This is a genomic window from Microbacterium sp. GCS4, assembly GCF_001262495.1.
Lineage (GTDB): Bacteria > Actinomycetota > Actinomycetes > Actinomycetales > Microbacteriaceae > Microbacterium.
This window is the reverse complement of record NZ_LGYE01000002.1, coordinates 873,582-897,775: the sequence shown is the minus strand read 5'-3', so window position 1 is coordinate 897,775 and position 24,194 is coordinate 873,582. Positions and strand designations below refer to the sequence as shown.

25 protein-coding genes and 1 tRNA gene are annotated in these 24,194 nt (G+C 69.2%); 8 read left to right on the top strand and 18 right to left on the bottom strand.

Going from position 1 to position 24,194, the window contains the following annotated elements; all coding sequences use genetic code 11:
- Positions 1 to 14: 14 nt before the first annotated feature.
- Positions 15 to 1,124: a peptide chain release factor 2 gene (prfB, locus tag AKH00_RS11590; RefSeq protein ID WP_050722827.1), complete on the bottom strand. Its 1,110-nt coding sequence runs from the start codon at positions 1,122 to 1,124 to the stop codon at positions 15 to 17.
- 108 nt (positions 1,125 to 1,232) lie between these two features.
- Between prfB and AKH00_RS11585 the strand changes: the two genes are divergently transcribed.
- Genes AKH00_RS11585 through AKH00_RS11575 form a run of 3 tightly spaced genes read left to right on the top strand, consistent with a single transcriptional unit; the run spans position 1,233 to position 3,744 of the window.
- On the top strand, positions 1,233 to 2,498 hold the full coding sequence (locus AKH00_RS11585; protein ID WP_050722826.1) for an MFS transporter: 1,266 nt from the start codon (positions 1,233 to 1,235) through the stop codon (positions 2,496 to 2,498).
- Positions 2,495 to 3,046: an NUDIX hydrolase gene (locus AKH00_RS11580; RefSeq protein ID WP_082297561.1), complete on the top strand. Its 552-nt coding sequence runs from the start codon at positions 2,495 to 2,497 to the stop codon at positions 3,044 to 3,046. Before AKH00_RS11585 ends, AKH00_RS11580 begins: the two co-directional genes overlap by 4 nt.
- Positions 3,047 to 3,081: 35 nt before the next feature.
- Complete coding sequence (locus AKH00_RS11575; protein WP_050722825.1) at positions 3,082 to 3,744, top strand: hypothetical protein; 663 nt, start codon at positions 3,082 to 3,084, stop codon at positions 3,742 to 3,744.
- A gap of 197 nt (positions 3,745 to 3,941) precedes the next feature.
- Here the strand turns inward: AKH00_RS11575 and AKH00_RS17855 are convergent, their stop codons facing one another.
- Positions 3,942 to 4,898, bottom strand: a complete 957-nt coding sequence (locus AKH00_RS17855) for a hypothetical protein (RefSeq protein ID WP_152926162.1) — start codon at positions 4,896 to 4,898, stop codon at positions 3,942 to 3,944.
- Between the two features lie 433 nt (positions 4,899 to 5,331).
- Here AKH00_RS17855 and AKH00_RS17850 point away from each other — a divergent pair, with 433 nt between their 5' ends.
- Positions 5,332 to 6,309 carry a hypothetical protein gene (locus AKH00_RS17850; RefSeq protein WP_152926161.1) on the top strand — a complete coding sequence of 326 codons (978 nt, stop codon included), beginning with the start codon at positions 5,332 to 5,334 and terminating at the stop codon, positions 6,307 to 6,309.
- Positions 6,310 to 6,703: 394 nt separating this feature from the next.
- Here AKH00_RS17850 and AKH00_RS11565 read toward each other — a convergent pair whose 3' ends face one another.
- Genes AKH00_RS11565 through AKH00_RS11535 form a run of 7 tightly spaced genes read right to left on the bottom strand, consistent with a single transcriptional unit; the run spans position 6,704 to position 11,149 of the window.
- Positions 6,704 to 7,135, bottom strand: coding sequence for a hypothetical protein (locus AKH00_RS11565; protein ID WP_050722962.1), 432 nt, complete (start codon positions 7,133 to 7,135; stop codon positions 6,704 to 6,706).
- A complete protein-coding gene (locus AKH00_RS11560) occupies positions 7,132 to 7,599 on the bottom strand; it encodes a TadE family protein (RefSeq protein WP_152926160.1) in 468 nt (155 codons plus the stop codon). The genes AKH00_RS11565 and AKH00_RS11560 overlap by 4 nt, the downstream gene beginning before the upstream one ends.
- Positions 7,589 to 7,981, bottom strand: coding sequence for a TadE/TadG family type IV pilus assembly protein (locus tag AKH00_RS11555; RefSeq protein WP_050722961.1), 393 nt, complete (start codon positions 7,979 to 7,981; stop codon positions 7,589 to 7,591). The genes AKH00_RS11560 and AKH00_RS11555 overlap by 11 nt, the downstream gene beginning before the upstream one ends.
- A 13-nt stretch (positions 7,982 to 7,994) precedes the next feature.
- The gene (locus AKH00_RS11550; protein WP_050722822.1) at positions 7,995 to 8,192 is read right to left on the bottom strand and encodes a hypothetical protein; all 198 of its coding nucleotides are present in this window, start codon (positions 8,190 to 8,192) and stop codon (positions 7,995 to 7,997) included.
- Between the two features lie 22 nt (positions 8,193 to 8,214).
- On the bottom strand, positions 8,215 to 9,153 hold the full coding sequence (locus AKH00_RS11545) for a type II secretion system F family protein (protein ID WP_050722821.1): 939 nt from the start codon (positions 9,151 to 9,153) through the stop codon (positions 8,215 to 8,217).
- Positions 9,150 to 10,007: a type II secretion system F family protein gene (locus AKH00_RS11540; protein ID WP_050722820.1), complete on the bottom strand. Its 858-nt coding sequence runs from the start codon at positions 10,005 to 10,007 to the stop codon at positions 9,150 to 9,152. Before AKH00_RS11540 ends, AKH00_RS11545 begins: the two co-directional genes overlap by 4 nt.
- Entirely contained in the window at positions 10,004 to 11,149 is a 1,146-nt protein-coding gene (locus tag AKH00_RS11535) for a CpaF family protein (protein WP_235556753.1), read from the bottom strand. The genes AKH00_RS11540 and AKH00_RS11535 overlap by 4 nt, the downstream gene beginning before the upstream one ends.
- A 119-nt stretch (positions 11,150 to 11,268) precedes the next feature.
- Here AKH00_RS11535 and AKH00_RS11530 point away from each other — a divergent pair.
- Both AKH00_RS11530 and AKH00_RS11525 read left to right on the top strand, forming a co-directional pair.
- A tRNA-Leu gene (locus AKH00_RS11530) sits at positions 11,269 to 11,350 on the top strand.
- A gap of 67 nt (positions 11,351 to 11,417) precedes the next feature.
- Positions 11,418 to 12,188, top strand: coding sequence for a DedA family protein (locus AKH00_RS11525; RefSeq protein WP_050722819.1), 771 nt, complete (start codon positions 11,418 to 11,420; stop codon positions 12,186 to 12,188).
- Positions 12,189 to 12,213: 25 nt separating this feature from the next.
- Here AKH00_RS11525 and ku read toward each other — a convergent pair whose 3' ends face one another.
- Positions 12,214 to 13,089 (bottom strand): non-homologous end joining protein Ku, encoded by an 876-nt coding sequence (gene ku, locus AKH00_RS11520; protein WP_050722818.1) that lies wholly within the window; start codon positions 13,087 to 13,089, stop codon positions 12,214 to 12,216.
- 73 nt (positions 13,090 to 13,162) lie between these two features.
- Between ku and ligD the strand changes: the two genes are divergently transcribed.
- Positions 13,163 to 15,124: a non-homologous end-joining DNA ligase gene (ligD, locus tag AKH00_RS11515; protein WP_050722817.1), complete on the top strand. Its 1,962-nt coding sequence runs from the start codon at positions 13,163 to 13,165 to the stop codon at positions 15,122 to 15,124.
- 18 nt (positions 15,125 to 15,142) lie between these two features.
- On the opposite strand, the gene AKH00_RS11510 is transcribed toward ligD, so the two are convergent.
- The 5 genes from AKH00_RS11510 to murI all read right to left on the bottom strand — a co-directional run bounded on the left by AKH00_RS11510 (position 15,143) and on the right by murI (position 19,009).
- Positions 15,143 to 16,063: a cation diffusion facilitator family transporter gene (locus AKH00_RS11510; RefSeq protein ID WP_050722816.1), complete on the bottom strand. Its 921-nt coding sequence runs from the start codon at positions 16,061 to 16,063 to the stop codon at positions 15,143 to 15,145.
- A gap of 90 nt (positions 16,064 to 16,153) precedes the next feature.
- Entirely contained in the window at positions 16,154 to 16,729 is a 576-nt protein-coding gene (locus AKH00_RS11505; protein ID WP_050722815.1) for a dihydrofolate reductase family protein, read from the bottom strand.
- A 59-nt stretch (positions 16,730 to 16,788) separates the two neighbouring features.
- Positions 16,789 to 17,382 (bottom strand): RdgB/HAM1 family non-canonical purine NTP pyrophosphatase, encoded by a 594-nt coding sequence (rdgB, locus tag AKH00_RS11500; RefSeq protein WP_050722814.1) that lies wholly within the window; start codon positions 17,380 to 17,382, stop codon positions 16,789 to 16,791.
- On the bottom strand, positions 17,382 to 18,116 hold the full coding sequence (gene rph / locus AKH00_RS11495) for a ribonuclease PH (RefSeq protein ID WP_050722813.1): 735 nt from the start codon (positions 18,114 to 18,116) through the stop codon (positions 17,382 to 17,384). Before rph ends, rdgB begins: the two co-directional genes overlap by 1 nt.
- 65 nt (positions 18,117 to 18,181) lie before the next feature.
- Entirely contained in the window at positions 18,182 to 19,009 is an 828-nt protein-coding gene (murI, locus tag AKH00_RS11490; RefSeq protein WP_050722812.1) for a glutamate racemase, read from the bottom strand.
- A 74-nt stretch (positions 19,010 to 19,083) separates the two neighbouring features.
- Here murI and AKH00_RS11485 point away from each other — a divergent pair, with 74 nt between their 5' ends.
- Positions 19,084 to 20,406: a nicotinate phosphoribosyltransferase gene (locus AKH00_RS11485; protein WP_050722811.1), complete on the top strand. Its 1,323-nt coding sequence runs from the start codon at positions 19,084 to 19,086 to the stop codon at positions 20,404 to 20,406.
- Positions 20,407 to 20,454: 48 nt separating this feature from the next.
- Here the strand turns inward: AKH00_RS11485 and AKH00_RS11480 are convergent, their stop codons facing one another.
- Genes AKH00_RS11480 through AKH00_RS18265 form a run of 3 tightly spaced genes read right to left on the bottom strand, consistent with a single transcriptional unit; the run spans position 20,455 to position 24,084 of the window.
- Positions 20,455 to 20,721 carry a DUF3039 domain-containing protein gene (locus AKH00_RS11480; protein ID WP_028503536.1) on the bottom strand — a complete coding sequence of 89 codons (267 nt, stop codon included), beginning with the start codon at positions 20,719 to 20,721 and terminating at the stop codon, positions 20,455 to 20,457.
- A 40-nt stretch (positions 20,722 to 20,761) separates the two neighbouring features.
- Positions 20,762 to 22,327, bottom strand: a complete 1,566-nt coding sequence (locus AKH00_RS11475) for a hypothetical protein (protein ID WP_050722810.1) — start codon at positions 22,325 to 22,327, stop codon at positions 20,762 to 20,764.
- Entirely contained in the window at positions 22,303 to 24,084 is a 1,782-nt protein-coding gene (locus AKH00_RS18265; protein WP_235556752.1) for an ABC transporter ATP-binding protein, read from the bottom strand. The genes AKH00_RS11475 and AKH00_RS18265 overlap by 25 nt, the downstream gene beginning before the upstream one ends.
- Between the last annotated feature and the right edge of the window lie 110 nt (positions 24,085 to 24,194).

Here is a 24,194-nt window from a genome sequence, read left to right as displayed (position 1 = left end):
GACCGCCCGGAGGATCAGTCCTCGTCCTTGCGCTTGCGCCAGCGGATGCCCGCGGAGATGAACCCGTCGAGGTCGCCGTCGAACACCGCGGCCGGGTTTCCCGACTCGTGGCCGGTGCGCAGGTCCTTGACGAGCTGCTGCCCGTAGAGGAAGTACGACCGCATCTGGTCGCCCCAGCTCGCGGTGATGTTTCCCGCGAGCTCCTTCTTCTTCGCCGCTTCCTCTTCCTTCTGCAGCAGCAGGAGGCGGGTCTGCAGCACGCGCATGGCGGCGGCGCGGTTCTGGATCTGCGACTTCTCGTTCTGCATCGAGACGACGATGCCGGTCGGGAGGTGCGTGATGCGCACGGCGGAGTCGGTCGTGTTGACGGACTGCCCGCCGGGGCCGGAGGAGCGGAACACGTCGACGCGGATGTCGCCCTCGGGGATGTCGACCTCGGTCGCCTCCTCCATGAGCGGGATGACCTCGACGGCAGCGAACGAGGTCTGGCGCTTGTCGGCGGAGCCGAAAGGACTGATGCGCGCGAGGCGGTGCGTGCCGGCCTCGACCGACAGGGTGCCGAAAGCGTAGGGGGCGTCGATCTCGAAGGTCGTCGACTTGATGCCCGCGCCTTCCGCGTAGGACGTGTCCATGACCTTGACCGGGTACTTGTGCTGCTCGGCGTAGCGCAGGTACATGCGCATGAGCATCTCGGCGAAGTCGGTGGCGTCATCGCCGCCGGCGCCGGAGCGGATCGTGATGATCGCGGCGCGTTCGTCGTACTCGCCGTCGAGCAGCGTCTGCACCTCGAGCTGGTTGATCACCTCGGTGAGCGCGGCGAGCTCGTTGCGGGCCTCGATCGCGGAGTCCTCGTCGCCCATCTCGTTCGCGAGTTCGACGAGCACCTCGAGGTCGTCGAGCCGACGGCCGATGCCTTCGACGCGGGCGAGGGCCGACTGGGCGTGGCTGAGGGCGCTGGTCACCTTCTGGGCCCGCTCGGTGTCGTCCCAGAGATCCGGCGCGCCGGCTTCTTCGCTGAGTCGGGCGATGTCGGAGCGGAGCGCATCGACATCGACGACCTCGCGGATGTCACCGTAGGTGACGCGGAGGGCCTGGATGTCGGCGGAGAGATCGAGTTCGAGCATGGCTCACCCAGCCTAACGTGCCGCCTGCCCGGGCGGGGACGCGCCGCGAACGGGAGTAGCGTGAAGGGAGTGAGCGGCGCATCCACGGTTCTGAGACGTTTCGGGCCCATGGTGTACCTGCCGACCGTGCTGTTCTCGCTCGGCGAGGGTGCGGTCATCCCGCTGATCCCGGTGATCGCCGCGTCGATGGGCGCCGATGTCGCGTTCGCGGCTCTGGTCGCCTCGGCGCTCGTGGTCGGCCAGCTGTGCGGCAACCTTCCCGCGGGGTGGGCCGTCGCGCGCATCGGCGAGCGGTTCACGATGGTCATCGCGGGGGTCGTCGCGATCGGGGCCGGTGTCGGCATGGTGTTCGCGCCGTCGCCCGCGATCCTGGCGGCATCCGTGTTCCTGCTGGGTTTCTGCGCCGCCGCGTTCGGGCTCGCACGACACGCGTTCATGACGACGCGCGTGCCGATCGCGTTCCGTGCGCGGGCGCTGTCGCTGCTGGGAGGAAGCTTCCGGCTCGGCATCTTCATCGGCCCCTTCGTCGCGGCGGGACTGCTGCAGCTGTTCGGAACCGAGGCCGCGGCGATCTGGTTCTTCCTCGCATGCCTGATCGTGATGGTCGTGCTGGTGCTGTTCGGCCCCGACCCGGAGAAGACGATCCCGCCCACGACGTCCGTGCGCACCGCTCCCCTGGCGGAGGACACCGGCGAGGCCGTGAGCGGGGCGATCGCCACAGCGCCGCCCACCGGCATCTTCCGCACAATGTGGCAGCAGCGCTCCGTGCTCGGGCGTCTCGGCCTCGCCGCGGCATCCCTCTCAGCTGTCCGCTCGGCGCGCCAGGTGGTGCTGCCGCTGTGGGGGCTCTCGCTCGGACTCGACGCCTCGACCATCGCGCTCGTCGTCGGCATCTCGGGCGCAATCGACTTCGCCCTGTTCTACGCGAGCGGCCAGGTCATGGACCGCTTCGGGCGGCTGTGGGCGGCGATGCCCGCCATGGTGCTGATGGGCGCGGGGTTCCTCGCGCTGTCGTTCACGCACGATGGGGATGCCGCGGTGCTGTGGTTCGGTATGTTCGCGGCCGTGCTCGGGGTGGGGAACGGCCTGTCCAGCGGCATCCTGCTGACCCTGGGTGCCGATGTCGCGCCGAAACGGGAACCGGCGGCGTTCCTGGGATCGTGGCGGACGCTGACGGATGCCGGTGGCGCGGTGGCGCCGCTGCTCGTGTCGGGCATCACGGCGGTGGCGTCGCTGCCGGTCGCTGCGGCGGTGATCGGCGTGATCGGCCTCGTCGGGGCCGGCGGGTTCCTGCGCTGGATCCCGCGGTTCGTGCCGCGTGCAAAGAATCCGGGGCCTGTGGAGGATGGCGGACCGGCGGAGAATGCCGAATGAGCGTGCTCGGCGCGGACGTGCGCAGGCTCGTCGCGGGGTTCCCGGCGGAGTCCGATCACGATCGCGCCGTCCAGGCGGACTTCGCCTCGTTCTTCGCCGACGATGACGGTCCGGTCGCCCGCGACGACGGCCCGCACCATGCCACGGCATCCGCCTTCGTGTTCGATCCGTCGCTCACGCGCATCCTGCTGGTGTTCCACGGCAAGGGCCGATTCTGGGTGCAGCCGGGTGGTCACCTCGAGCCCGGTGATCGGTCGATCGCGGATGCCGCGTTGCGGGAGCTCGCCGAGGAGACGGGTGTCGCACCGGCGGCGCTCGATGAGCAGTACGCGTACGACCTCGACCACCACGCGCTGTCCGCGGCCTTCGGCCGCTGCGCCTCGCACCTCGACATCGGTGTCGCGCTGACCCTCGACGGCGACACCGCGCTGGTCGTGAGCGACGAATCCGAAGACGTCCGCTGGTGGCCGCTCGACGCGTTGCCAGACGAGGTGCCTCCGCAGTTCCATAACCGGGTCGCGCAGGTTCTCTCGCGATTGGCGCGCTGACGACGGAGGTCGCGGCGGCCCCCTAGCCTGGTCGCATGGCCTTCGCATTCGTGCTGCCCGCCTCCCGCCCTCTGCTCGACACGGCCGGCTCGCAGGACGCCCACCCCGTCGATGCGGACCGCGCGGCGTCAGCGCTCCGCGCGGACTACGAGCGCTGGTCGCGCTGGGGGCTGGGACTCCTGACGTTCTTCCTCACGGCGCTCGGCCTGCTCGTGGCCGTGGGGATGGTCGGCACGATCGCCATGCTGGGCGGGGTGCCGGCCGTGTTGGACGTGGTGGTCATCGTCGTCGCCGCTGCTGTCGCGTCCGCCGGTGTCGCGGTGCTCGTCGTCCTGTGGCGATCGGGACGACGGATGCTGCGCGCGGCGTCGTGGTGGATGCGGCTGCCGTACACGCACGGCGGTCGCCAGCGCCGAGCCGCTGGGTGGCTGCAGGCGCGGACGGTGAACTTCGAACCGCGGGTCTTCGCGCGGATCACGACGGCCACGCTCGCGCTGCTGCTCGGCATCGCCGGCGTCTCCCTGCTGATCCGCGATCTCGTGACGGAATGGACGTCGGTGACCGCAGCCTTCGGAGCGATCGGCGTGCTCGCCCTGGTCTCGGGGTCCGTGCAGTTCGGCGGCGTGCTGCGGCTCGTGTCGGCGCTCTCCGAAGCCGACCCGCTCTGGGTGCGGATCCGGTCGGCGTTCCGAGGCTGAGGCTGCCCTACCGCAGCGCGGTCCGGCGAACGGCAGCAGCAGGATCGCGGACAACCACAGGATCAAAGACGACGATGACAACCCCTTCGCCCGTATGAGCGAGTCGAATACGATGACCGCCAGCACGAAGGCGATCGCCATTGCCGCCGCGAAGTGACATTGAACGCAGAGGTCCCGTTCGAACTCCAGATGCACTGTCAGTGCGTCCCGTCAGCGGTAGAGCGGAAGCTCGCTCCCTGATTCCCATCCGACCCCGAGAGGTACAGCCACTCAGTCCAGTCATCGTCAAGCATCCCGCGCTGGAATGCGGCTAGCTGCCTGCGCTCGGCGGAGATGTACGCGGCAAAGGCATCCGCCGCCGTGGGTTTTTGCCCCTCAAGGATCTCGACAGCCCTGCTGACGTACTCCATCGCATCCCAAAGAAGATCTTGCACGTCTACCAGATCTTCGCCGATACGCGCGGCAAGGGCAACAGGGATATCCTCAGGTCCGGCGCTGACCATCGGGCGGGTGGTGCGACGCTCGACCAGTTCAAGCCCAACAGCCAATGGCGGATTCGGCTGGACAAAATCGATCCACCACTCTCCGGGGCCAGCCGGATGATCGATCACGTGGTTGAAAAGCATGGGAAACTGCGGATCAGCAATGAGAAATAGGGTCAAGGGATCGCGGTGCTTGTCGAACCGGTGAAGGTCATTCAACAGCCCGGGAAGCGAAGCGCCGGTGGTGAACGGCTGAATGTCCCGCAAATTTGCAACTCTTCGTTCTCCCAACGCGACCAAGTGCTTACGCCGGGTTAGAGAATCCCAGTGTGCTTCTGTTGCCGCGATTGGGAACGCAGTTTGCGTGTTTTCGCTCTCGGTCCACGTCTCGCTCGGATCCGCGTGCGAAGCAGCGAAGATGGCTCTATCGAGAGTGGCACGCGCTTGAAAGAGGATGCTGCTCAGCTTGTACTCGAGTTCCGCGGGAACAAGCTGACCGCGCGCGCGAACGAAATATACGGCTCGTCGCCGGTCTGGATCCAGACGAGGGACGGCTAACACCTTGAGTTTGTTGTGATGATGGTCCGCCGACTCGCCGATAAAGTCGAACGCCTCCTGCATCAGGATTCCGATTCGTTTGAACAGCTTGTTTGGCTCATCACTCTTGCTCACGAGACAATCATGGCCGCAGAGCACCCCCGGTGCCAGCGCACATTAATCCTGGCAGGTGCACCTGCCGCGGCCACGCACACGCGGCGCTGGGGCCGAGGTGAGACACAAAGCGTTGACCTTGGCTCGAGAGGATGGCGTCATCGTCTGCCACCGCCGTTACATGCCACGTTGCTTCGCACCTGATCTCGAGACGCGTGCAGCGTCCACTCGAGAAGTAACGAGGACAACGGATGGCCGCGATGCCGCCGAGACGAATCTCATTGACGGTCGATGGGGCAATCGCTGGCGCGTCGCGACAGAGTGCTTTGTGCTTTGTGCTTCGCAAATTCTCGCTCGCATGCTCGTCGCAGACAGGGAACACCCATCTACTGAGGCGTAGCTGCCCATGCTGTCGCAACGTCATCGTGTCCGTGGGTACTGCGAGGATGATCCTATGGACGGCAACCCAAGCGCGATGGCGCACCGCCTGAACTATGCGACCCACAATGCGGACCACGTGAGGCTCAATCCGGCCCAGCGTCTCGCAGTGCAGCATCTTCGCGAGCAACTGCGTCGCTTACTGAGGAAGCGTAACGCGTACGCCTCTTTCATCCGCGCGGCCGCCAATTCGCCAATGGGCCTAGGGAAGCAGCCAACGCCCGACGAACAGGATGTCGCGTACGAGCTGACCCAAGGCTTCTTCGAACAGGTTTACGCAACGTTGTCTGCGTTGGCTTCAGTTCACGGACGCATCAGAGTTCACCTCGCCCAGTCAGAGCCGCCCATCAACTCAAACGATAAGTTCCTGACGTGGTGGGAGTCTGTAGGTGCGGAGGGGTGGTTATCGTCTCCGCTCGAGACGCTTCGCGCTTCGCGAGATTTCCGCACAGTTTTCATGCACCCACAGATGTGGCCAGTCTTTGATTGGGGAACGCTTAGCACCGGCGACGACATCCGCGTCGTGCTCCACGGCGCGCAAAGCTCCAAAGGGAACATCCCGCCTGGCAGCACGCGGGCTACTCAGCCCGCATACTGGGAGTTCTTCGCGCCCGACATGGACGAGGTGCTTGGAGCCTTCGAGCAACTCTGCCATGCCACCTTCGGCCCGATGTTCACTTGGTACCCTCAAGATGAGCACGCGACTGCCTGCGTGTGGGAACCAGACGGAATCGGTTCAACTATCGGGGACGCTGCCGCAAAGGCTTTGCGCGAGTCATTCTCATCTAGAGATCTCGACCCCGCCGTCCGCAGCAGATTGGACCCGCATTTCATAGAGGAACTCGACGACTACATCAGGTCGATGACCAACCTTCGCGAGCGAGCACGAGAAGCTCCAGTTGCCTCGGCTTATCCATCTGGAATTCCGGCTGCACGTCCATCCCCCGCTCAACTCGCCCCGTTCATGGAAGCGAACGGCGACGAGGCGGACTGATGGTTCGTTCAACCGATCACTTCGGCTTATCGTTCGTCGAGCGATCGTTTCGGGGCAGGAGCATGAGCGCCTCCATGTGTCCCGGCTTCTCGATCAGCACCCGCATGGCGACCTCCCACGCATCCCCGGCTGCGCCTGAACTGCCCCGCGAGCGGTCCACTGTGCTCGAGCGCCGCGATCACCTCATCGAGCGCGCGAGTGAGTCCGACAGCTCGAGCCGCACCGGCATCTCCCGGAGGGCATTTCCCAGACAGGATTCGGTGCCGACCGCCAGCACCACACTGCGGAGCTTGCTCGTGCGCTGTCCCCCCGCCGACCTGCGAGACCCGACCCAGCGAATCGAGGAGCACCTCTCCGGCCGTCGACGCAAGCAGGCATGTTCGCCCGCGCGGTCCTAACGCAACGCGGTCCGGCTCGTCGCGGTCGCCTCCAGGCGCACGCCCTCCGGCACGAACAGCGACACGACCGGCGGGTGCCAGTCGGTCGTGATCGTGACGCGGGCGGAGAGACCGTCGGGGGCGGATGCCGAAACGAGCGTCGCGTCACCGGGCCGCTCCCGCAGGAGGGCGACCGCCTGCCCCTGCACGGCAGCGTTCGTGAGTTCGGCGCGCACGGCATCCCCCTCGACCTCGACGATGAAGCCGTCCGCTCCGGCGAGCGCGGCGGAGTCGGCGAGCGCGTCGAGGCGCTTCTGCGCGATGTACAGGTCCGTCGCGCATACGCACACCAGGATCAGGGAGATCGCGAGCACCGCGTAGCCGAGCGCGAGCAGCAGCACGCTCCCCTCCTCGTCGCAATCATCCGCATCCCCCGCGAGAGCCTTCACGACGCACCCCACAGGCGCGACACCTTCTGCACGGCGATGCCCTCGACGGGCACGGCGGCAGCACGATCGAGACCGAGCACGGCCGGCACGAGCGGAAGCTGCACGCGGGTGCGCACCGTCACTGTCACGGTGGTCCCCGCCGCAGGACAAGGTGTCGCGATCGGCGCGCACGTCATGTCGACGTCCAGTGCCGCCGGGTCGATGCCGTACTCGGCGGTCACACCGTCGAGCACCCGCTGAGCGCGTGCCGCTCCCGCCTCGGCATCCGGAGCCAGCGACAGCGTGCGAGCCAGATGCCGGGCGGCGGCCTCCACGCCGAGCGCCTGCTCCTGGATCGTGCCGAGCGCGACGATCAGATACACCAGCGGCACGAGCAGGAGCACCCCGACCGCGATGAACTCCAGCGCCGCCGATCCCACCTCCGCCGACCTCTCATCCACCGAGACAGCCTGCTCACTCGACATCGAACGTCTCCACCGGGGCATGCGCCTCCACCTGCAGCGCGGCGGGAATCCCGATCAGACCGAGGAGCGGCAGCGTGGTGCGGATCCGCACCACGACCGTGTCCTCCCCCGCCTGCCGCGCCGGACCCACTGTGACGTCCTCCGCATAGGCTGCGCCCACGGCACGCGTGACCACCTCGCGCGCACGCGCGGCACCCTCCTCGGAAACCGTATCTGCCAGAGCCGCGTAATACGCGCCTTCGACCGCGGCGTCGTGCACGACGTTCCGCACATACACGACGAGCGCGAGCTGCAGCACCGCCAGCGTGAGCACCGTGAGCATGGTGCCGACGAGCACGAACTCGACCGGGCTCGACCCGCGCTCGTCATCATGCAGCGACATGGACATAGCGCGCTCAGAGGCCGGAGACGCGCTGGATCGCCTGTTCGAACAGGTCGCTCAGTGCGGGGCCCGCCACGGCCCAGATCAGCACGACCAGCCCTGCCGTCATCAACGTGACCAGCACCCAGCCGGGTACATCGCCCGTCTCGTCGTCACGGAGGTCCCGCAGGTTCTCGGCGGCCGCGTGCCGCCAGCGTCGCAGTGTGTTCATGTCGTCCTCTCGTTGGGTGCACTCAGCCGATGCCGAGTCGCAGGATGAACAGTCCCGGATAGATCGCGAACAGCACCGACAGCGGCAGGATCAGGAACACCAGCGGCAGGAGCATGAAGATCTCCTTGCGCCCCGCCTGCTCGATCAGCACCCGCTTCGCGTCCTCCCGCGCATCCCCCGCCTGTGCCTGAAGCACCCCCGCGAGCGGTGCACCGTGCTCGAGCGCCGCGATCACCTGATCGACCGCGCGGGTGAGTCCCGGCAGCTCGAGCCGCACCGACATCTCGCGCAGAGCCTCCCCGAGCGGCGATCCCGTGCCGACCGCCAGCACCACTCCGCGAAGCTCGGTCGTGAGCTCCCCGGTGCCGACCTGCGCGACCCGGCGCAGCGAATCGAGGAGTCCTTCTCCGGCGGCGAGGCACAGCGAGAGGAACTCCAGTGTCGTGGGCAGTTCGTCGGTGAGTCTCCGACGTCGCGCCGTGACCCGAGCCGACAGTTGCATGTCGTACCCGATCGCCGCGCCGGCGCCGGCGAGGATCGGCAGCAGCAGCGCGGGGAGCGACATCCGCCCGGCGAGCACGATCACGATGAGCGCCAGCGCGCCGGCGGCGATGCCGGCCACGGTCCAGCCGAGCTGTCGACTGCGGAACCCCGCGGCATTCAGTGCTGCTCCCGCCTGCGCGAGCCGCTTCTGCAGCGATGCGCCATCCCCCAGCACACGCTCGACCACGGCAAGGGCGTGACCTCGCAGAGAGCGCGAGGTCGCCGGAAGCGCTCCGACCCTGGGCAGCGCAGCGGGCGGAAGGGCCTCCTCGGCGACGACGTCGCGCACGTACGGCGCGATGCGCATCGCGAGCGGAGTGGCGGACCAGCGCGGAAGCGCGGCGAGCATCAGCAGCGCTCCGGCGGCGAGCGCTCCCCCGCCGAGCACCGCCACGGCCATCGTCGAGAACACGCTCATCCGAACCACCGCTCGGGTTCCGGCAGCCGCCCGATCCTGATCATGATCCGGTACGCGACCACTGAGACAGCCGCGCCGATGCAGATCACCGCGACGCCCTCCGGCGTGCCGTACGCCGCCGCACCCTCCGGCCGCATCACCAGCAGCCCCAGGACGACCCAGGGCGCCACCGCTCCGAGCACGGCGGCACCGCGGATCCATGACTGACGCGCCTCGACCTCGCCGCGCAGCGCGGCATCCGCCCGCACCGACGACGACAGCGCGCGCAGCACCGCCCCGAGTTCGGTGCCTCCCACCTGCCGGGCCATGCGCAGCGTCTCGATCATCCGATCCGCGATCGGGTCGGCCAGGGTCGCCTTGAGCCGGTCGAGGCTGCTCTCGAAGCGTCCCGTGGCGTGCAGGTCGCGCGCGAACACCTCGAACGCGGGCCGCATCATGAGCGGAGCGGAGTCTGCGAGCGAGGCAACGGCGTCGGGGAGCGACAGCCCCACCCGGATCGAGGCGATCAACAGGTCGCACACGTCCGGCCAGAGCTGACGACGTACCTTGCGCAGGCGCAGCCGCCGGGCGCGGAGGAACAGCAGGGGCGCGACGGCCGCCGCGCCGCCGGCCAGCGCAGCGAGCACCGGGATGCCTACGAGCAGCCACACGACGGAGGCCGCGGCGAGCGCCAGGCCGATCATCACGACGATCAGGATGCGGGGAGCGATCGCGGCGAACCCGGCCTCCTCCAGCATCCGGGTGAGGATCCCCCTCCGCACCACACGGTCCGCGCCATTCCCTCCCGGCCACAGCCACGGCGAGATCACGAGCAGGATGCCGGCGGCGAGCGTCGCGCCGAGGAGCGCCGTCATACGAGACCGCCGTCGCGTCGGAACACCGTCCGCGCCTCGATCCGCCCCGCGACGATCGCACCGGTGGGTGCGACGACCTCCCGCACCCGCCGCACGCCGTCGGCCGACCGCTCGCAGTGCACCACGAGGTCGATCGATCCGGCGAGCGCCGGCGCGATGAAACCACGGTCGATGTTGCGGCCCGCGAGCAGCGGGAGCAGCGCGAGCTTCTCGAGCGCCTCCTCAGCCGAGTTCGCGTGCACGGTGGCAGCTCCGGGCACTCCGGTGTTGAGGGCGAGCACGAGGTCGAGCGCCTCGGCATCCCGGACCTCTCCGACCACGAGCCGGTCGGGTCGCATGCGCAGCGCCTCCTTCACGAGCCGACGGAGCGTGATCTCACCCGCCCCCTCGAGGCTCGCCTGGCGCCCCTGCAGGGCGACGACGTCCGGACCCTGCAGCGCCAGTTCGAACGTCTCCTCGACCGTGACGATCCGCTGCCGCTCGGCGGCGCTCTCGAGCAGGGCAGCGAGCATCGTGGTCTTCCCCGCGTGCGTCGCACCCGACACGATCAGGCTGCGCCCCGCCCGCACCGCGGCCGTCAAGTCCGCGGCGAGCGCGGCGGGAAGGCTTCCCTGCGCCACCAGCGCGTCGAGACCCCGGTGCCGCGTGAGGAACTTGCGGATGTTGACGGCCCACCCTCCGCGCACGACGTCGGCGATCGCGACGTGCAGGCGCGAGCCGTCGGGCAGCGACGCGTCGACGAAGGGCTGACCGATGTCGACCCGGCGTCCGGTGGACTGCAGCATCCGCTCGACGAGGTCGCGCAGTTGCACCTCGGTGAGTCGCAGATCGATCCGCTCGGCGACGCCACCGCGCGCCACGTGCACGCTGCCGGGTCCGTTGAGCCAGATCTCCTCGATCTCGGGATCGTCGAGCAGGGGCTGCAGCGCCCCGAACCCGTGCACCGAGGCGAGCACGTCGGTGACGCACTGCGCTTCGTCGTCGGCCAGGGCCTCTCCGCGGGCCAGCGCGACGTCGTTGAACCGCCGGACCTCGGCCTGTGCGACCGCCCGCGCGGCCTGTGCATCCACCGCGGGCTCGATCCCCTCGGCGCGCAGCCGACGGCGGACGCGTTCGGCGATGACGAGGGAGGGCTGATTCACCCGGGCATCCTCGCAAGAATCCCGGCCTGCCCGGACGAGTTATCCACACTGTCCTCATCCGACTGCGGGCGGATCCCCAGCATCGCACGATGCCCCGGTCAGTAGACTTATCCCACCGCGCGGGAGTGGTGAAATTGGCAGACACGCAGGATTTAGGTTCCTGTGCCTCAGGGCGTGTGGGTTCAAGTCCCACCTTCCGCACCGATCAGTCGCATCCTTCCGCGGCCGACGTCAGCACCGCCGCATTCAGCACTACGACGGGAAATCCATGCATCACGCCGCTCTCCTCCCCTGGCTCGACCCCGCCACGATCATCGGTGCCGCCGGGCCCTGGGCTCTGCTCGTGGTGTGCTTCATCGTCTTCGCCGAGACCGGTCTGCTGGTCGGCTTCCTGCTCCCCGGCGACACGCTGCTCGTGATCGCGGGTCTGCTGTCGCACCCGATCGCGGGCTCCGAGCACGGCGTCTTCGGCATCAACGTCTGGATCGTCGCCCTGCTGATCGGCCTGGCGGCGTTCGTCGGCGGTGAGGTCGGCTACGTCATCGGCCACAAGGGCGGTCCGGCGGTCTTCGAACGCAAGGAGTCCGGCCTCTTCAGCAAGAAGAACGTCGAACGCACGAACGCGTTCTTCGAGCGGTTCGGCGGCATCACCGTCATCCTCGCCCGCTTCGTCCCGATCGTCCGCACGTTCGCGCCCGTCGCGGCGGGAGTCGGCCACATGCCGTGGCGCCGCTACACGCTGTACAACCTGATCGGCGCGGTGCTGTGGGGCTTCGGCCTGACGATGTTCGGCTACCTGATTGGGTTCATCCCCCCGGTCGCGCACTTCGTCGAGAGCTACATCGACCTCATCCTGCTCGCCGCCGTGGGCGGCACCGCGCTCGTCACGCTCTGGCACTACCTGTCGGAGCGCCACAAGGCCAAGAAGGAGGCCGCGGCAGGCGAAGGCGCAACGGATGCTGCGGAGGCCGAGGAGCTCGCGCTCGAGCCCGAGGTGTTCGACCGCGCACCCGACCTGGACGGCGACGGCAAGCACTGACCCGACGCGCGAGAGCGGATGCCGGTCAGCCGGCCTTCTTCTTCGTCGCGGACTTCTTCGGCTTCGCCTTCTCGGCGTCATCGTCCGCATCGGCATCCGAGCCGCCCGACCGCGCGGCCTTGGACTTCGCGACGCTCGCGCGCAGCGCCTCCATGAGGTCGATCACCTCGCCGCTCTTGGCGTCGCCCTCCTCCTCACCGAACGTGTCGGCCACGTCGAACGTGTCGCCGGCCTCGATCTTGGCGTCGATCAGGGTGCGCAGCTCCTTCTGGTACTCGTCGACGAACGACTCGGGGTCGAAGTCCGCCGAGTAGCTGTCGACGAGGGATGCCGAGAGCTCGAGCTCCTTCTTCGAGATGCGCACGTCCTCGTCGAGCGAGGGGAACTCGGCCTCACGGACCTCGTCGGCCCACAGCAGCGTCTGCAGCACGAGGACCTTGCCGCGCACGCGCAGCGCCGCGAGGCGGGTCTTCTGCCGCAGCGTGAACCGCACGATCGCGGTGCGGTCAGTCTGCTCGAGGGTCTTGCGCAGCAGTACGTACGCCTTGGGCGATTTAGAGTCGGGTTCGAGGTAGTACGGCTTGTCGAGGGTGAGGAGGTCGACCTGCTCCGAGGGAACGAACTCGACGACGTCGATCTCTCGGCTCTTCTCGGCCGGCAGGGCGGCGAGGTCGTCCTTTGTGAGCACGACGGTCTGCCCCTCGTCGACGTAGGCGCGGTCGATGTCGGCGTACGCGACGGTCTCGCCGCACACCTCGCACGTGCGCTGGTAGCGGATGCGCCCGCCGTCCTTGTCGTGCACCTGATGCAGCGGCACGTCGTGGTCCTCGGTCGCGGAGTACACCTTGACCGGCACGTTCACGAGACCGAAGGTCAGCGCGCCCTTCCAGATCGTCCTCATGGCATAAGTGAACACCAGTCGCACCCGTCACAGCCAGTCCCTTGACGAGGCGGGCCCTCACTACGCTGTCCCTATGGCAGCCGAGGCGCAGAACGTGCAGATCGACGGCCGCCGACTGCGCGTCACGAACCTCGACAAGGTCGTCTACCCCGAGACGGGCACCACCAAGGGCGAGGTCTTCGCGTACTACACGGCGATCGCTCCCCTGCTGCTCCCCCTGCTCGACGGACGCCCCGTCACCCGCAAGCGTTGGGTCGAGGGAGTGGGGACGACGGATGCTCCCGCCGATTCGTTCTTCACGAAGCAGCTCGAGCCCGGAGCGCCGAGCTGGATCCCGCGTCAGGCGATCCAGCACTCCGACGGTCCGAAGGAGTACCCGCTCGTCACCGACGTGCCGACGCTCGTGTGGCTCGCACAGGTCGCCGCGATCGAACTGCACGTGCCGCAGTGGCGTTTCGATGCGGCAGGGCTCCCCGCGCGACCCGACCGCCTCGTGCTCGACCTCGACCCGGGGCCCGGCGTGGGCCTCGCGCAGTGCGCCGAGGTGGCGCGGATCGCCCGCGGCATCCTCACCGGCATCGGGCTCGACCCGCTGCCCGTGACGAGCGGCAGCAAGGGCATCCACCTGTATGCGGCGCTGCCGGGGCAGCAGACCAGCGACGAGATCTCCGGGGTCGTGAAGGAGGTCGCGCGGATCATCGAGACCGAGCATCCCGATCTCGCCACGAGCACGATGGCGAAGGCCGCGCGCGGCGGCAAGGTGTTCCTCGACTGGAGCCAGAACAACGGCAAGAAGACGACGATCTCGCCCTACTCGCTCCGCGGGCGCGCACAGCCCTGGGTCGCGGCGCCGCGCACCTGGGACGAGCTCGACGACCCCGACCTCGCGCAGCTCGACATCGAGCAGGTCCTGGAACGCGCGGCCGCGGGTGTCGATCCCCTCGCCGCGTTGAGGCCTGAAAACCCGCCGGTGCCCCGCGATGACCGCGAGCTCGTCACCGAGCGACCGGCACGCAAGGAGCATCGTCCGCGGATCGCCGCGGCGTCGGGGTCCGCGTCCGATGCGGTCCCGGCATCCCTCTCGCCGATGCTCGCCGAGAACGGCACGCCCGCCATCGCGCGTGGGCTCAGCACGCCGCCCTGGGTCGAGGTCAAGTGGGACGGGATCCGCGCCGTCGGCACCTGGGCGGAGGGGCGGCTGCGCTTGCATGCCCGCAGCGGCATAGACATCACCGCGCGCTATCCGGAGCTCACGGCCGACGGCGCGCCGTTCCTGCCGGCCTCCGACGCGATCGTCGACGGCGAGATCGTCGCCTTCGACGCCCAGGGTCGCCCGAGCTTCTCGCTGCTGCAGAACCGCATGCACCTGACGCGCGCGCGCGAGATCGAGCGCGAGGTCGTGCGCACCCCGATCGTGTACCTCGTCTTCGACCTGTTGCGCTTCGACGGTCATGACCTGTCGTCGATGCCCCTGTCGCAGCGGCGGACGCTGCTGGAGGACGTGGTGTCCGACCTGGATGCTCCGATGCGCGTCCCGCCGGTGTTCGACGACCTGGAGGCCGCCCTCGCCGCGAGCGAGGAATTCGGTCTCGAGGGCGTGGTCGTGAAGGACCCGCGGTCGGCGTATCGGGCGGGGCAGCGCTCGCCCTCGTGGCTCAAGATCAAACACACCCGCATGCAGGAGGCGGTGATCGTCGGCATCCGTCCGGGCAAGGGCGATCGGGAGGGGACGTTCGGGTCTCTCCTGCTCGCCGTGCCGGATTCCGGGCGCCTGCGCTATGTCGGACGTGTCGGCACCGGATTCACGGATCGGATGCTGCGCGACCTGCTCGCACGCCTGGCACCGCTGCGCGTGGACGACGCTCCACTCGGCGGCGTGCCCGCCCCCGACGCCTCGGACGCGCTGTGGGTGCGGCCCGAGCTCGTCGGCGAGGTCGAGTTCGCGAACTGGACGCCCGACGGGGTGCTGCGCCACGCGCGCTGGCGGGGGCTGCGTCCGGACAAGTCGCCCGACGAAGTCGTCGTGGAGAGCTGAGCGGTCAGCCGGGCCGGATCAGGCGTGGTGCGGCTCGCAGTCGGACTGCTCGGCGGGTTCGATCTGGAACGTCGAGTGCTCGACGTCGAAGTGCTCCGCCAGGCATTCCTGCATCTCGCTCAGGAGACGCGCCGAGCGCCCGTCCGCAAGCAGAGCCGGCTCGACGCTCACGTGCGCACTGAAGACCGGGGCGCCGCGCGTGAGCTGCCACACGTGCACGTCGTGCACGCCCACCACGCCCTCGTAGTCGAGCAGATGCTGGCGGATGTCGGCCACGGCTGTGCCCTTCGGCGCGGATTCGGACAGCACCGAGAACACCTCCCGCAGCAGCGCGATCGCGCGCGGGATGATGAGCACCGCGATCGCCATGGACGCGATCGCGTCCGCCGGCATCCATCCTGTCGTGACGATCACGATCGCGGCGACGATCACCATCGCCGAGCCGATCAGGTCGCCCATGACCTCGAGGTACGCGCCGCGCACGTTGATGCTCGTGCGCTGGGCGCGACTCAGCAGCCACATCGAGATCGCGTTCGCGATGAGGCCGACCGCGGCGACGACGAGCATGAGCCCGCCCGCGACCTCGACCTCGCCGGGGTTCAGCAGGCGGCCGATGGCCTCGATGCCGACCCACCCCGACAGCAGGATCAGGATGATCGCGTTGATCAGCGCACCGAACACCTCGGCCCGCTGATAGCCGAACGTGCGGCGGCCGTCCGCGGGGCGGGCGGCCACGGAGGCCGCGATCAGCGCGATCACGAGCGCGGAGGCATCGGTGAACATATGCGCGGCGTCGGCGAGCAGAGCCAGCGATCCCGTGAGGATCGCGCCGACCACCTGCACGACCATGATGGTCGCGGTGAGGGTCAGCGAGATCGCCAGGAGACGACGATGACCGGCCGAGCGGATACCGCCGGCGGCGGGCGCGTGATCATGCATACGACCAGGTTAGAGGCGCTTTCCGTCCGTTCGGGACGGATCCGCGTACTCGGGAATGGTGATGATTCTCAGTAGTCCCGCTGCCGCCGTTCACCGCGCCCGGGTGCACTCCAGCACGACGCAGCCGTTGTCGTAGGTGCGGGCGCGGTCGAGCGCGAACGCGGTCGGCTGGAAGCCGTGACTGACCATCGGGATGCCGGAGCCGGCGATCACCGGGTACTTCTTGACGATCAACCGGTCGATCTCGTCGAGCAGCGTGCCCGCGAGGCCCGCGCCGCCCGCGAGGTAGATCCCGAGGCCGTCCTCGGCCTTGAGCTCGCGCACGCGCTGGACAGGATCGGTCCGCACGATCTCGACGTTCTCATGCTCGGGAACGTCGAGGGTCGTGCTGACGACGATCGTGCGCAGGTGCGAGTACGGGTCGAGCACGCCCTGGTCGAGCGCGGGCTCGTAGGTGCGGCGCCCCATCATGACCGTGTCGAAGCGGGTGACGGGCTGGTCCGCTCCCCCGCGCCCCGCACGCACGAAGGCCGGCTGCAGGTCGGCGAGCTCGGTGCCGAGCGTCTCGGCGAACGCGGGGGTGACGGGATAGAAGTCGACCTCGTCGTCGGGTCCCGCGATGAAACCGTCGAGGGTGACGCCGATGTAGTAGGTGAGCTCTCTCATGCCCACCACTCAACCACTACGAATGAAGTACGTCAAGCGTAGTGGTTAGCGACAAGCGTTCAGAGCTCCGCCAGCAGCGGCACGAGTTCGGCGAACGCTCGAGCCCGATGCGACTGCGACTGCTTCTCCTCCGCGGTGAACTCGCCCACCGAACGCTCCTCCCCCGCAGGCTGGCCATCGGGGAGAAAGATCGGGTCGTAGCCGAAGCCACCCGCCCCGGATGCCGCATGCGCGAGGCGCCCCGGCCATAGCCCCTCGACCACGCGCTCGGCGCCGTCGGGCGTCACGAGCGCGATCGACGACGTGAAGTGCGCGGTGCGGTGCGGGTCCGCGATGTCGCGCAGCTGGTCGAGCAGCAGCTCGAGGTTCGCTGCGGCATCCTTCTTCTGCCCCGCCCAGTACGCCGAGAACACGCCCGGCGAACCGCCCAGCACGTCGACGCAGATGCCCGAGTCGTCGGCGAGCGCCGCGAGCCCCGTGTGCACCGCGGCCGCACGCGCCTTGATCAGCGCGTTCTCGGCGAACGTCACACCGTCCTCCACGGGCTCCGGTCCGTCATACGCGACGATCTCGAGATCGGGCCGCGTGAGCGAGACGATCTGCTGGAACTCCGCGACCTTGTGCGCGTTGTGCGTGGCGAGGACGACCTTCATCAGCCTGCGAGCGCCGTCAGCTGGTGGGTCTTGAGGTCGGCGCAGCCCGCGACACCGAGGTCGAGCAGCGCGTCGAGCTCGCGCTTGTCGAAGGGCGCTCCCTCGGCCGTGCCCTGCACCTCGACGAACAGGCCGCGACCGGTGACCACGATGTTCATGTCGGTCTCGGCGCGCACGTCCTCGACGTACGCCAGGTCGAGCATCGGCTCGCCGTCGATGATGCCGACGGAGATCGCCGACACCGAGTCGATCAGCGGCGTCGAGTTCTTGGCGATGAACTTCTTCTCGCGACCCCACTCGATCGCGTCCGCCAGCGCGACGTACGCGCCCGTGATCGCGGCCGTGCGCGTGCCGCCGTCGGCCTGCAGCACGTCGCAGTCGATCACGATCGTGTTCTCGCCCAGCGCCTTGGTGTCGACGACGGCGCGCAGCGCCCGACCGATCAGGCGCGAGATCTCATGCGTCCGCCCGCCGATGCGCCCCTTGACGCTCTCGCGGTCGTTGCGGCTGTTCGTGGCCCGCGGCAGCATCGAGTACTCGGCGGTGACCCAGCCCTTGCCCTTGCCGGTGAGCCAGCGGGGCACGCCGTTGGTGAACGAGGCGGTGCACAGCACCTTGGTGCCGCCGAAGCTGATCAGGGCCGACCCTTCGGCGTGAGCGCTCCAGCCGCGCTCGATCGTGACCTCGCGGAGCTGGTCTGTGGAGCGGCCATCGGCACGGACGATGTCTGACATGGTGTTCCTTCGGTCGGGTGACGCGTTCGGTCTGGCGGCGGGGAGAAGAATCAGGAGTCGGTGGATCAGCGAGCGACGTCGGGCAGGGTGATGACGCCGGTCTGCACGAGTTGCACGTCGCGCACCTCGCGGCCCATCAGCCGGTTGGCGAGGGCGGTGAACTCGGTGGCCGAGGCGCCGGTCGCCTCGTACACGTAGGACGCCGCGGCGTCGGCGGGAGCGAGCAGGTCGCCGCGCACGAGCTGTCGGAACACGTCGCCCGCCGTCTCGTCGTCGCTCGAGACGAGCGTCACGTCCTCGCCCATGACGTAGCTGATCGCGCCGCGCAGGAACGGGTAGTGCGTGCATCCGAGCACGAGCGTGTCGACACCGGCCTCGCGCAGCGGGGCGAGATACTCCTCCGCCGTCGCGAGCACCTCGGGGGTGTCGGTGATCCCGGCCTCGACGAACTCCACGAACCGCGGGCACGCCGCCGTGAACACCGACAGCCGCTCGTTCACCTCGAGCATGTCCTGGTAGGCGCGCGAGCCGATCGTGCCGACCGTGCCGATCACGCCGACGCGGCCGTTGCGGGTCGTCGAGACGGCCCGCCGCACAGCCGGCGCGATGACCTCGACGACCGGGATGTCATAGCGCTCGCGCGCATCGCGCAGCATCGCCGCGGATGCCGTGTTGCACGCGATCACGAGCATCTTGACGCCCTGGTCGACGAGGGTGTCGAGCACCTCGAGCGCGTAGCGCCGCACATCCGCGATCGGCTTGGGCCCATAGGGCGAGTGCGCCGTGTCGCCGATGTAGACGAACGACTCGCGGGGCAGCTGGGCCCGGATGGCCCTCGCCACCGTGAGCCCGCCGACACCGGAGTCGAAGATTCCGATCGGCGCGTCGTTCATGACTCCCCAGCCTAGTCGCGCACACCCCCGACATGCGCGCCGCCGCAGGGCGTCGTCGTCACTATGCTGAGCGGATGACGTCCACGGCGCTTCTGACCGATCGTTACGAACTCACCATGCTCGCCGCCGCGCTCCGCGACGGGACGGCCGCGCGGCCCAGCGTGTTCGAGCTCTTCTCCCGCAGGCTCTCCGGCGGCCGCCGCTTCGGCGTCGTCGCCGGCACCGGACGCCTGCTGACCCTGCTGCGCGACTTCCGCTTCGGCGACGACGAGCTGCGCTTCCTGCGCGACCACGACGTGGTGGATGCCGCATCCCTCGCCTACCTCGAGGACTACCGCTTCACCGGCTCGATCCGCGGCTACCGTGAGGGCGAGCTGTACTTCCCCGGCTCCCCCATCCTCACGGTCGAGGGCACCTTCGCGGATGCCGTCGTGCTCGAGACCCTGGCCCTGAGCGTCCTCAACCACGACTCCGCGGTGGCGACGGCCGCCGCGCGGATGAGCATCGCCGCCGGAGAGCGGCCGCTCGCCGAGATGGGGTCGCGCCGTGCGGCCGAGCGCTCGGCCGTCGCGGCCGCGCGCGCCGCGTACATCGCCGGCTTCGGCGCCACGAGCAACCTCGAAGCCGGTCGCGAGTGGGGAATCCCCACGATGGGCACCGCGGCGCACTCATGGACGCTGCTGCACGACACCGAGGAGGAGGCGTTCCGCTCGCAGATCGCGAGCCTCGGGGTCGACACGACCCTACTGGTCGACACGTACGACATCCGCACGGGCGTCGAGACCGCGATCCGGGTCGCCGGCACGGAGCTCGGCGGCGTGCGCCTCGACTCGGGTGATCTGCCGATCGTGGCAGCCGAGGTGCGCGCCCAGCTCGACGAGCTCGGAGCGATCGGGACGCGCATCACCGTCACGAGCGACCTCGACGAGTACGCGATCGCGACGCTGGCCGCCGCCCCCGTCGACGCCTACGGCGTCGGCACGTCCGTGGTCACCGGCTCCGGCTACCCGACTGCGAGCATGGTCTACAAGCTCGTCGCACGGCAGGGGTCGGACGGCGCCTGGGTCGGCGTCGCGAAGGCCTCGACCGACAAGGCCTCGCACGGCGGGCGCAAGGCCGCGTTCCGCACGATCGTCGACGGCGTCGCGACCAGCGAGACGGTCGTGGTCTCGGACGGCTTCGAGCAGCTCGACACAGCCGCGGATCACCCGGACGGTCGCGCGCTGCAGGTCACCTTCATGGAGGCCGGGGACATCGACGCGTCCTACGAGGGAGCGGCAGGCACGGCATCCGCTCGGGAGCACCACCTCCGCGTGCGCGAGGAGCTGCCGGTGCGTGCGCTGGCGCTCAGCAAGTCCGACCCGGCGATCCCGACGGTCTTCGTCGACGCGGACTGACCGCTGGTCGACGGCCGACGACCGAGGCGCGACGCGAGAGAGCGGCGGTCAGCCGACCATCGACTCGTAGATCTCCTTGCACGTGGGGCAGATCGGGAACTTCTCCGGGTCGCGGCCCGGGGTCCACTTCTTGCCGCATAACGCCCGCACCGGCTTGCCGGTGATCGCGGACTCGAGGATCTTGTCCTTCTTCACGTAATGCGAGAAGCGCTCATGGTCGCCCGGCTCGAGATTCTCCTCGCGGAGAAGCTCTTCCAGTTCGCGATCAAGCGTTGCCACGCCGCCCTGATCGGGGCTGTCCAGCGGAGTACTCATGCGCTGAGTCTAGTCGCGCCAGGATGCCGATGGGCGGCCCTCATGCCGTCTCGACGAACTCCATCAGCCGCTCGCCCTGCTGCTGGAAGATCCGCCCGCCGATCACGACGCCCAACGCGAGCACGACCAGTCCGCTCGCGAGACCGACCCAAAAGGTCGCCGGCGCGTACGCGGAGCCCTCGATCGTCGTGAGCGCGAAGAGCCAGATCGTCGGCCCGCTCAGCACGATCGCTCCGAGGAACGCCGCCGCCGGACCGTAGGCGCCGCGCGACGTGGGGCGCTGCGGCTGCTGGAACGGGCTGTCGCCCGGACGCGAGACCGCGTACGGCGCGATCACCGACACGATGCTCGAGAGTCCGAGCGCCGACAGCAGCAGGCTCGCGCCCACGCCCACGAGGGGCAGCAGGAGCCGCCAATCGTCGATCGACAGCAGGGTGAGCGGCACCGCGACCGCGAGCACCGGAAGCGCCACGAGGAGCACGGGCACGAGACGGCCGAGCCGGTCGGGCACACCGCGCACGCCGCTCGCCACGTGCGTCCAGAGGGCGGTCGAGTCGTAGGCGACGTCGTTGTGCGGGAGCCACCCGAAGAAGAGGGCCATCACGGGCACCGGGACCAGTGCGGCGATCTCCAGCGGCACGCCCGCGACCACGAGCGGCAGCACGGTGAGCACCCCGGCGATGGGGACCACGATCACGTTCATGATGTACCGGCGGTCACGAAGCCAGTAGACGAGGCTGCGCGCCGCGATCGCGCCGAAGGCGTTCGACGGCAGCAGACCGAACCAGCCGAGACCCGTCCGCTCGCGAGACGCCACGGGGCGCTCCGTGGTCGTCAGCAGACGGCGCACCAGCCACGACCACAGCACCCAGAGGATCACGAGCGTGGCGATGGCCACGAGGCCGCTGATCCAGGCGCCGGCGACGTCGTCCGCCGCAGCCGCGAACAGGAAGCGCGGGGCGGCTGCGAGCGGCGTGACCCCGATCGCTGTCGTGATGCTCTCGACGATCCCGGGCACCTGGCCGTCCCATCGCAGGGACGCGAGGAACACCGCGACGGGGAACGCCACGACGATCACGGCGAGCGCGAACAGCGCGGTCAGCTCACGCGATCGGCGCTCGGGCAGCAGCAGGGCGTTGACGGCCATGCCGACCCGGGCGGCGAGGATCGTCGTGAGTGCGCTGACCACGCTCAGGAGCACGGCCGCGGGCCACGGGGCTCCCAGGCGCACCGCGACCACGCAGACGCTCGCATGCACGGCGATCACCGCCAGGCTCGGGATGCTGATGAGCGAGGCGAGCGCCAGGACCGCCGGCATCCGTCGCTCGTCGACGCCGAAGACCGCGAACCTCCGCGGATCGAGCTGATCGACCGCGCCGACGAGGATGGGCCCCACGAGGAACCCGAGGAACAGCGCCGCATTGCCGAGGACGACGACCGTGCGGGCGACGTCGACGTGAGCGGACTCGAGGCTCAGCACCGCGGCGCACACGAGCACCGTGATGACGACCACGACAGCGAGCATGAGCAGCGTCCGCACCCGACGTTCGCCGCGGAGCGATCCGATCAGGAGCGCTGCCCTCAGTCGGAGAACGTGTGCAGCCACTCGAGCCCCTCCACCTCGCCGATGCCGCCGGACAGCTCGACGAACCTCGCCTCGAGCGTCTGCCCGGCGCGCACCTCGTCGATCGTGCCCTCGGCCAGGACGTCTCCGCCCACGATGATCGCGACCCGGGAGCACACGCGCTCGACGAGGTCCATCCCGTGGCTCGAGAGGATCACGGTTCCGCCGTGCGCGACGTACGCCCGCAGGATGTCGAGGATCACCGCCGACGACACCGGGTCGACCGCCTCGAAGGGCTCGTCGAGCACCAGCACGCGCGGCGAGTGGATCATGGCTCCCGCGAGCATGATCTTCTTCGTCATGCCGGCGGAGTAGTCGGAGACGACGCGCCCGAGGGCGTCGCCGAGGTCGAACGCCCGAGCCAGATCGCCGACGCGCTTCTCGATCACGTCGGAGGCCAGGCCGCGGAGCAGGCCGTAGTAGTAGAGGAGCTGACGCCCCGTCAGACGGTCGAACGTGCGCAGGCGGTCCGGGAGGACGCCCATCATCCTCTTCGCGGCCAGCGGATCGGATCTCTGGTCGACGCCGCAGATCACGACCTCGCCGCTGTCGGAGCGCAGCAGACCGGCCACGATCGACAGCGTGGTCGTCTTACCGGCGCCGTTCGGGCCGACGATGCCGTAGAACGATCCGGCGGGCACGGTCAGGTCGACGCCGTTGACGGCGATGTGATCGCCGAAGCTCTTCACGAGACCGCGGATGCGGATGGCCTCGACTCCGGATGCGGCGGCGCTCGACGTCGTGGGCTCCTCCGCCGGAGCATCGTCGACAACCGGGGTGACCTCCTCGACGGGCGGGTCTTCCTGTGCAGGGGCCTCGGCGACAGCGTCGTCCACGGCCTCCGCTGGAGCGTCGTCGACCGCTGCGGGAAGGTCTTCCGCCGGCGCTTCGGTGACCGGCTCCGCCTCGGTCGGCTCCGCCACGGTGGGCTCTGCTTCGACCGGCTCTGCTTCGACCGGCTCTGCCTCGACCGGCTCTGCCTGATCGGCGCCTTTCGCGGGGAGTGCGGCCTCAGCGACGGGGTGCATCGGCTCGCGCTCAGGCTCGGCCGCGGCGGGTTCTGCAGGAACGGCTTCGAACGGAGCAGGCACCTCCGACTGTGTCTCCAAGGGACGCTCGACCGCGGGCGTCGCGATCTCCGCGACCTCCGTCGACGCGTTCTCCTGCGCGGCTCGCGCCTCGGCCTCCGCCTTCGCGGCTGCAGCCTTGGCAGCCCTGGTCGCTGCGGCCTTCTTCGCCGCGGCGGTCCGATCGGCCGATGTGCGCGCCGCCGTGGTGCGGGCGGCGCTCTTCCTCACCGCCGACTTCTCCGCCGCCGCCTTGGCCGCTGCGGTCTTCGTCGCCGCGGACTTGGCCGTAGACGCCTTCGCTGCGGTCGAGCGGGCTGCAGCCGTCTTCGCCGCAGTCGACTTCGCCGCACTGCTCTTCGCCGCACTGCTCTTCGCCGCAGTGCTCTTCGCCGCAGTCGTCCTCGCCGCGGTGCTCTTCGCGGCGGTCGGGCGCCTCGTCGGCGCCTTCGCCGCCGTGGGAGCGGTTGCGCCCGCCGAACCGGCATCCGTCCTCGCGACCGGCTCCACGACCACCTCCACCGTCGGGGCCGCCTGCTCAGCGGCCGAGCGCGCGGGAGTCCGCTTCGCGGGAGTGCGCTTCGCCGGGGTCTTCCGAACCGGCGTCTTCTTCTCGGAAGGGGTCACGGCATCGGATGCCGGATCGGTGCGGTCGTCGGGGGAGGCAGTCACCGTCCTACGGTATCAACGGGGCGGGAATATTCCTCCGTTCGCCGCAATAAAGGGAGCGAAACCTCGGGATTCCTCGTGGTCCTGTCAAGCCCTGGACGAATCTGAGTGTT

Bases quoted from the DNA above. Each gene is read 5' to 3' on its own strand.
- prfB (WP_050722827.1), bottom strand. From the start codon at position 1,124: ATGCTCGAACTCGATCTCTCCGCCGACATCCAGGCCCTCCGCGTCACC.
- AKH00_RS11585 (WP_050722826.1), top strand. From the start codon at position 1,233: ATGGTGTACCTGCCGACCGTGCTGTTCTCGCTCGGCGAGGGTGCGGTC.
- AKH00_RS11580 (WP_082297561.1), top strand. From the start codon at position 2,495: ATGAGCGTGCTCGGCGCGGACGTGCGCAGGCTCGTCGCGGGGTTCCCG.
- AKH00_RS11575 (WP_050722825.1), top strand. From the start codon at position 3,082: ATGGCCTTCGCATTCGTGCTGCCCGCCTCCCGCCCTCTGCTCGACACG.
- AKH00_RS17850 (WP_152926161.1), top strand. From the start codon at position 5,332: ATGGACGGCAACCCAAGCGCGATGGCGCACCGCCTGAACTATGCGACC.
- AKH00_RS11560 (WP_152926160.1), bottom strand. From the start codon at position 7,599: ATGTCGAGTGAGCAGGCTGTCTCGGTGGATGAGAGGTCGGCGGAGGTG.
- AKH00_RS11555 (WP_050722961.1), bottom strand. From the start codon at position 7,981: ATGTCGCTGCATGATGACGAGCGCGGGTCGAGCCCGGTCGAGTTCGTG.
- AKH00_RS11550 (WP_050722822.1), bottom strand. From the start codon at position 8,192: ATGAACACACTGCGACGCTGGCGGCACGCGGCCGCCGAGAACCTGCGG.
- AKH00_RS11545 (WP_050722821.1), bottom strand. From the start codon at position 9,153: ATGAGCGTGTTCTCGACGATGGCCGTGGCGGTGCTCGGCGGGGGAGCG.
- AKH00_RS11540 (WP_050722820.1), bottom strand. From the start codon at position 10,007: ATGACGGCGCTCCTCGGCGCGACGCTCGCCGCCGGCATCCTGCTCGTG.
- AKH00_RS11525 (WP_050722819.1), top strand. From the start codon at position 11,418: ATGCATCACGCCGCTCTCCTCCCCTGGCTCGACCCCGCCACGATCATC.
- ku (WP_050722818.1), bottom strand. From the start codon at position 13,089: ATGAGGACGATCTGGAAGGGCGCGCTGACCTTCGGTCTCGTGAACGTG.
- ligD (WP_050722817.1), top strand. From the start codon at position 13,163: ATGGCAGCCGAGGCGCAGAACGTGCAGATCGACGGCCGCCGACTGCGC.
- AKH00_RS11510 (WP_050722816.1), bottom strand. From the start codon at position 16,063: ATGCATGATCACGCGCCCGCCGCCGGCGGTATCCGCTCGGCCGGTCAT.
- AKH00_RS11505 (WP_050722815.1), bottom strand. From the start codon at position 16,729: ATGAGAGAGCTCACCTACTACATCGGCGTCACCCTCGACGGTTTCATC.
- rdgB (WP_050722814.1), bottom strand. From the start codon at position 17,382: ATGAAGGTCGTCCTCGCCACGCACAACGCGCACAAGGTCGCGGAGTTC.
- rph (WP_050722813.1), bottom strand. From the start codon at position 18,116: ATGTCAGACATCGTCCGTGCCGATGGCCGCTCCACAGACCAGCTCCGC.
- murI (WP_050722812.1), bottom strand. From the start codon at position 19,009: ATGAACGACGCGCCGATCGGAATCTTCGACTCCGGTGTCGGCGGGCTC.
- AKH00_RS11485 (WP_050722811.1), top strand. From the start codon at position 19,084: ATGACGTCCACGGCGCTTCTGACCGATCGTTACGAACTCACCATGCTC.
- AKH00_RS11480 (WP_028503536.1), bottom strand. From the start codon at position 20,721: ATGAGTACTCCGCTGGACAGCCCCGATCAGGGCGGCGTGGCAACGCTT.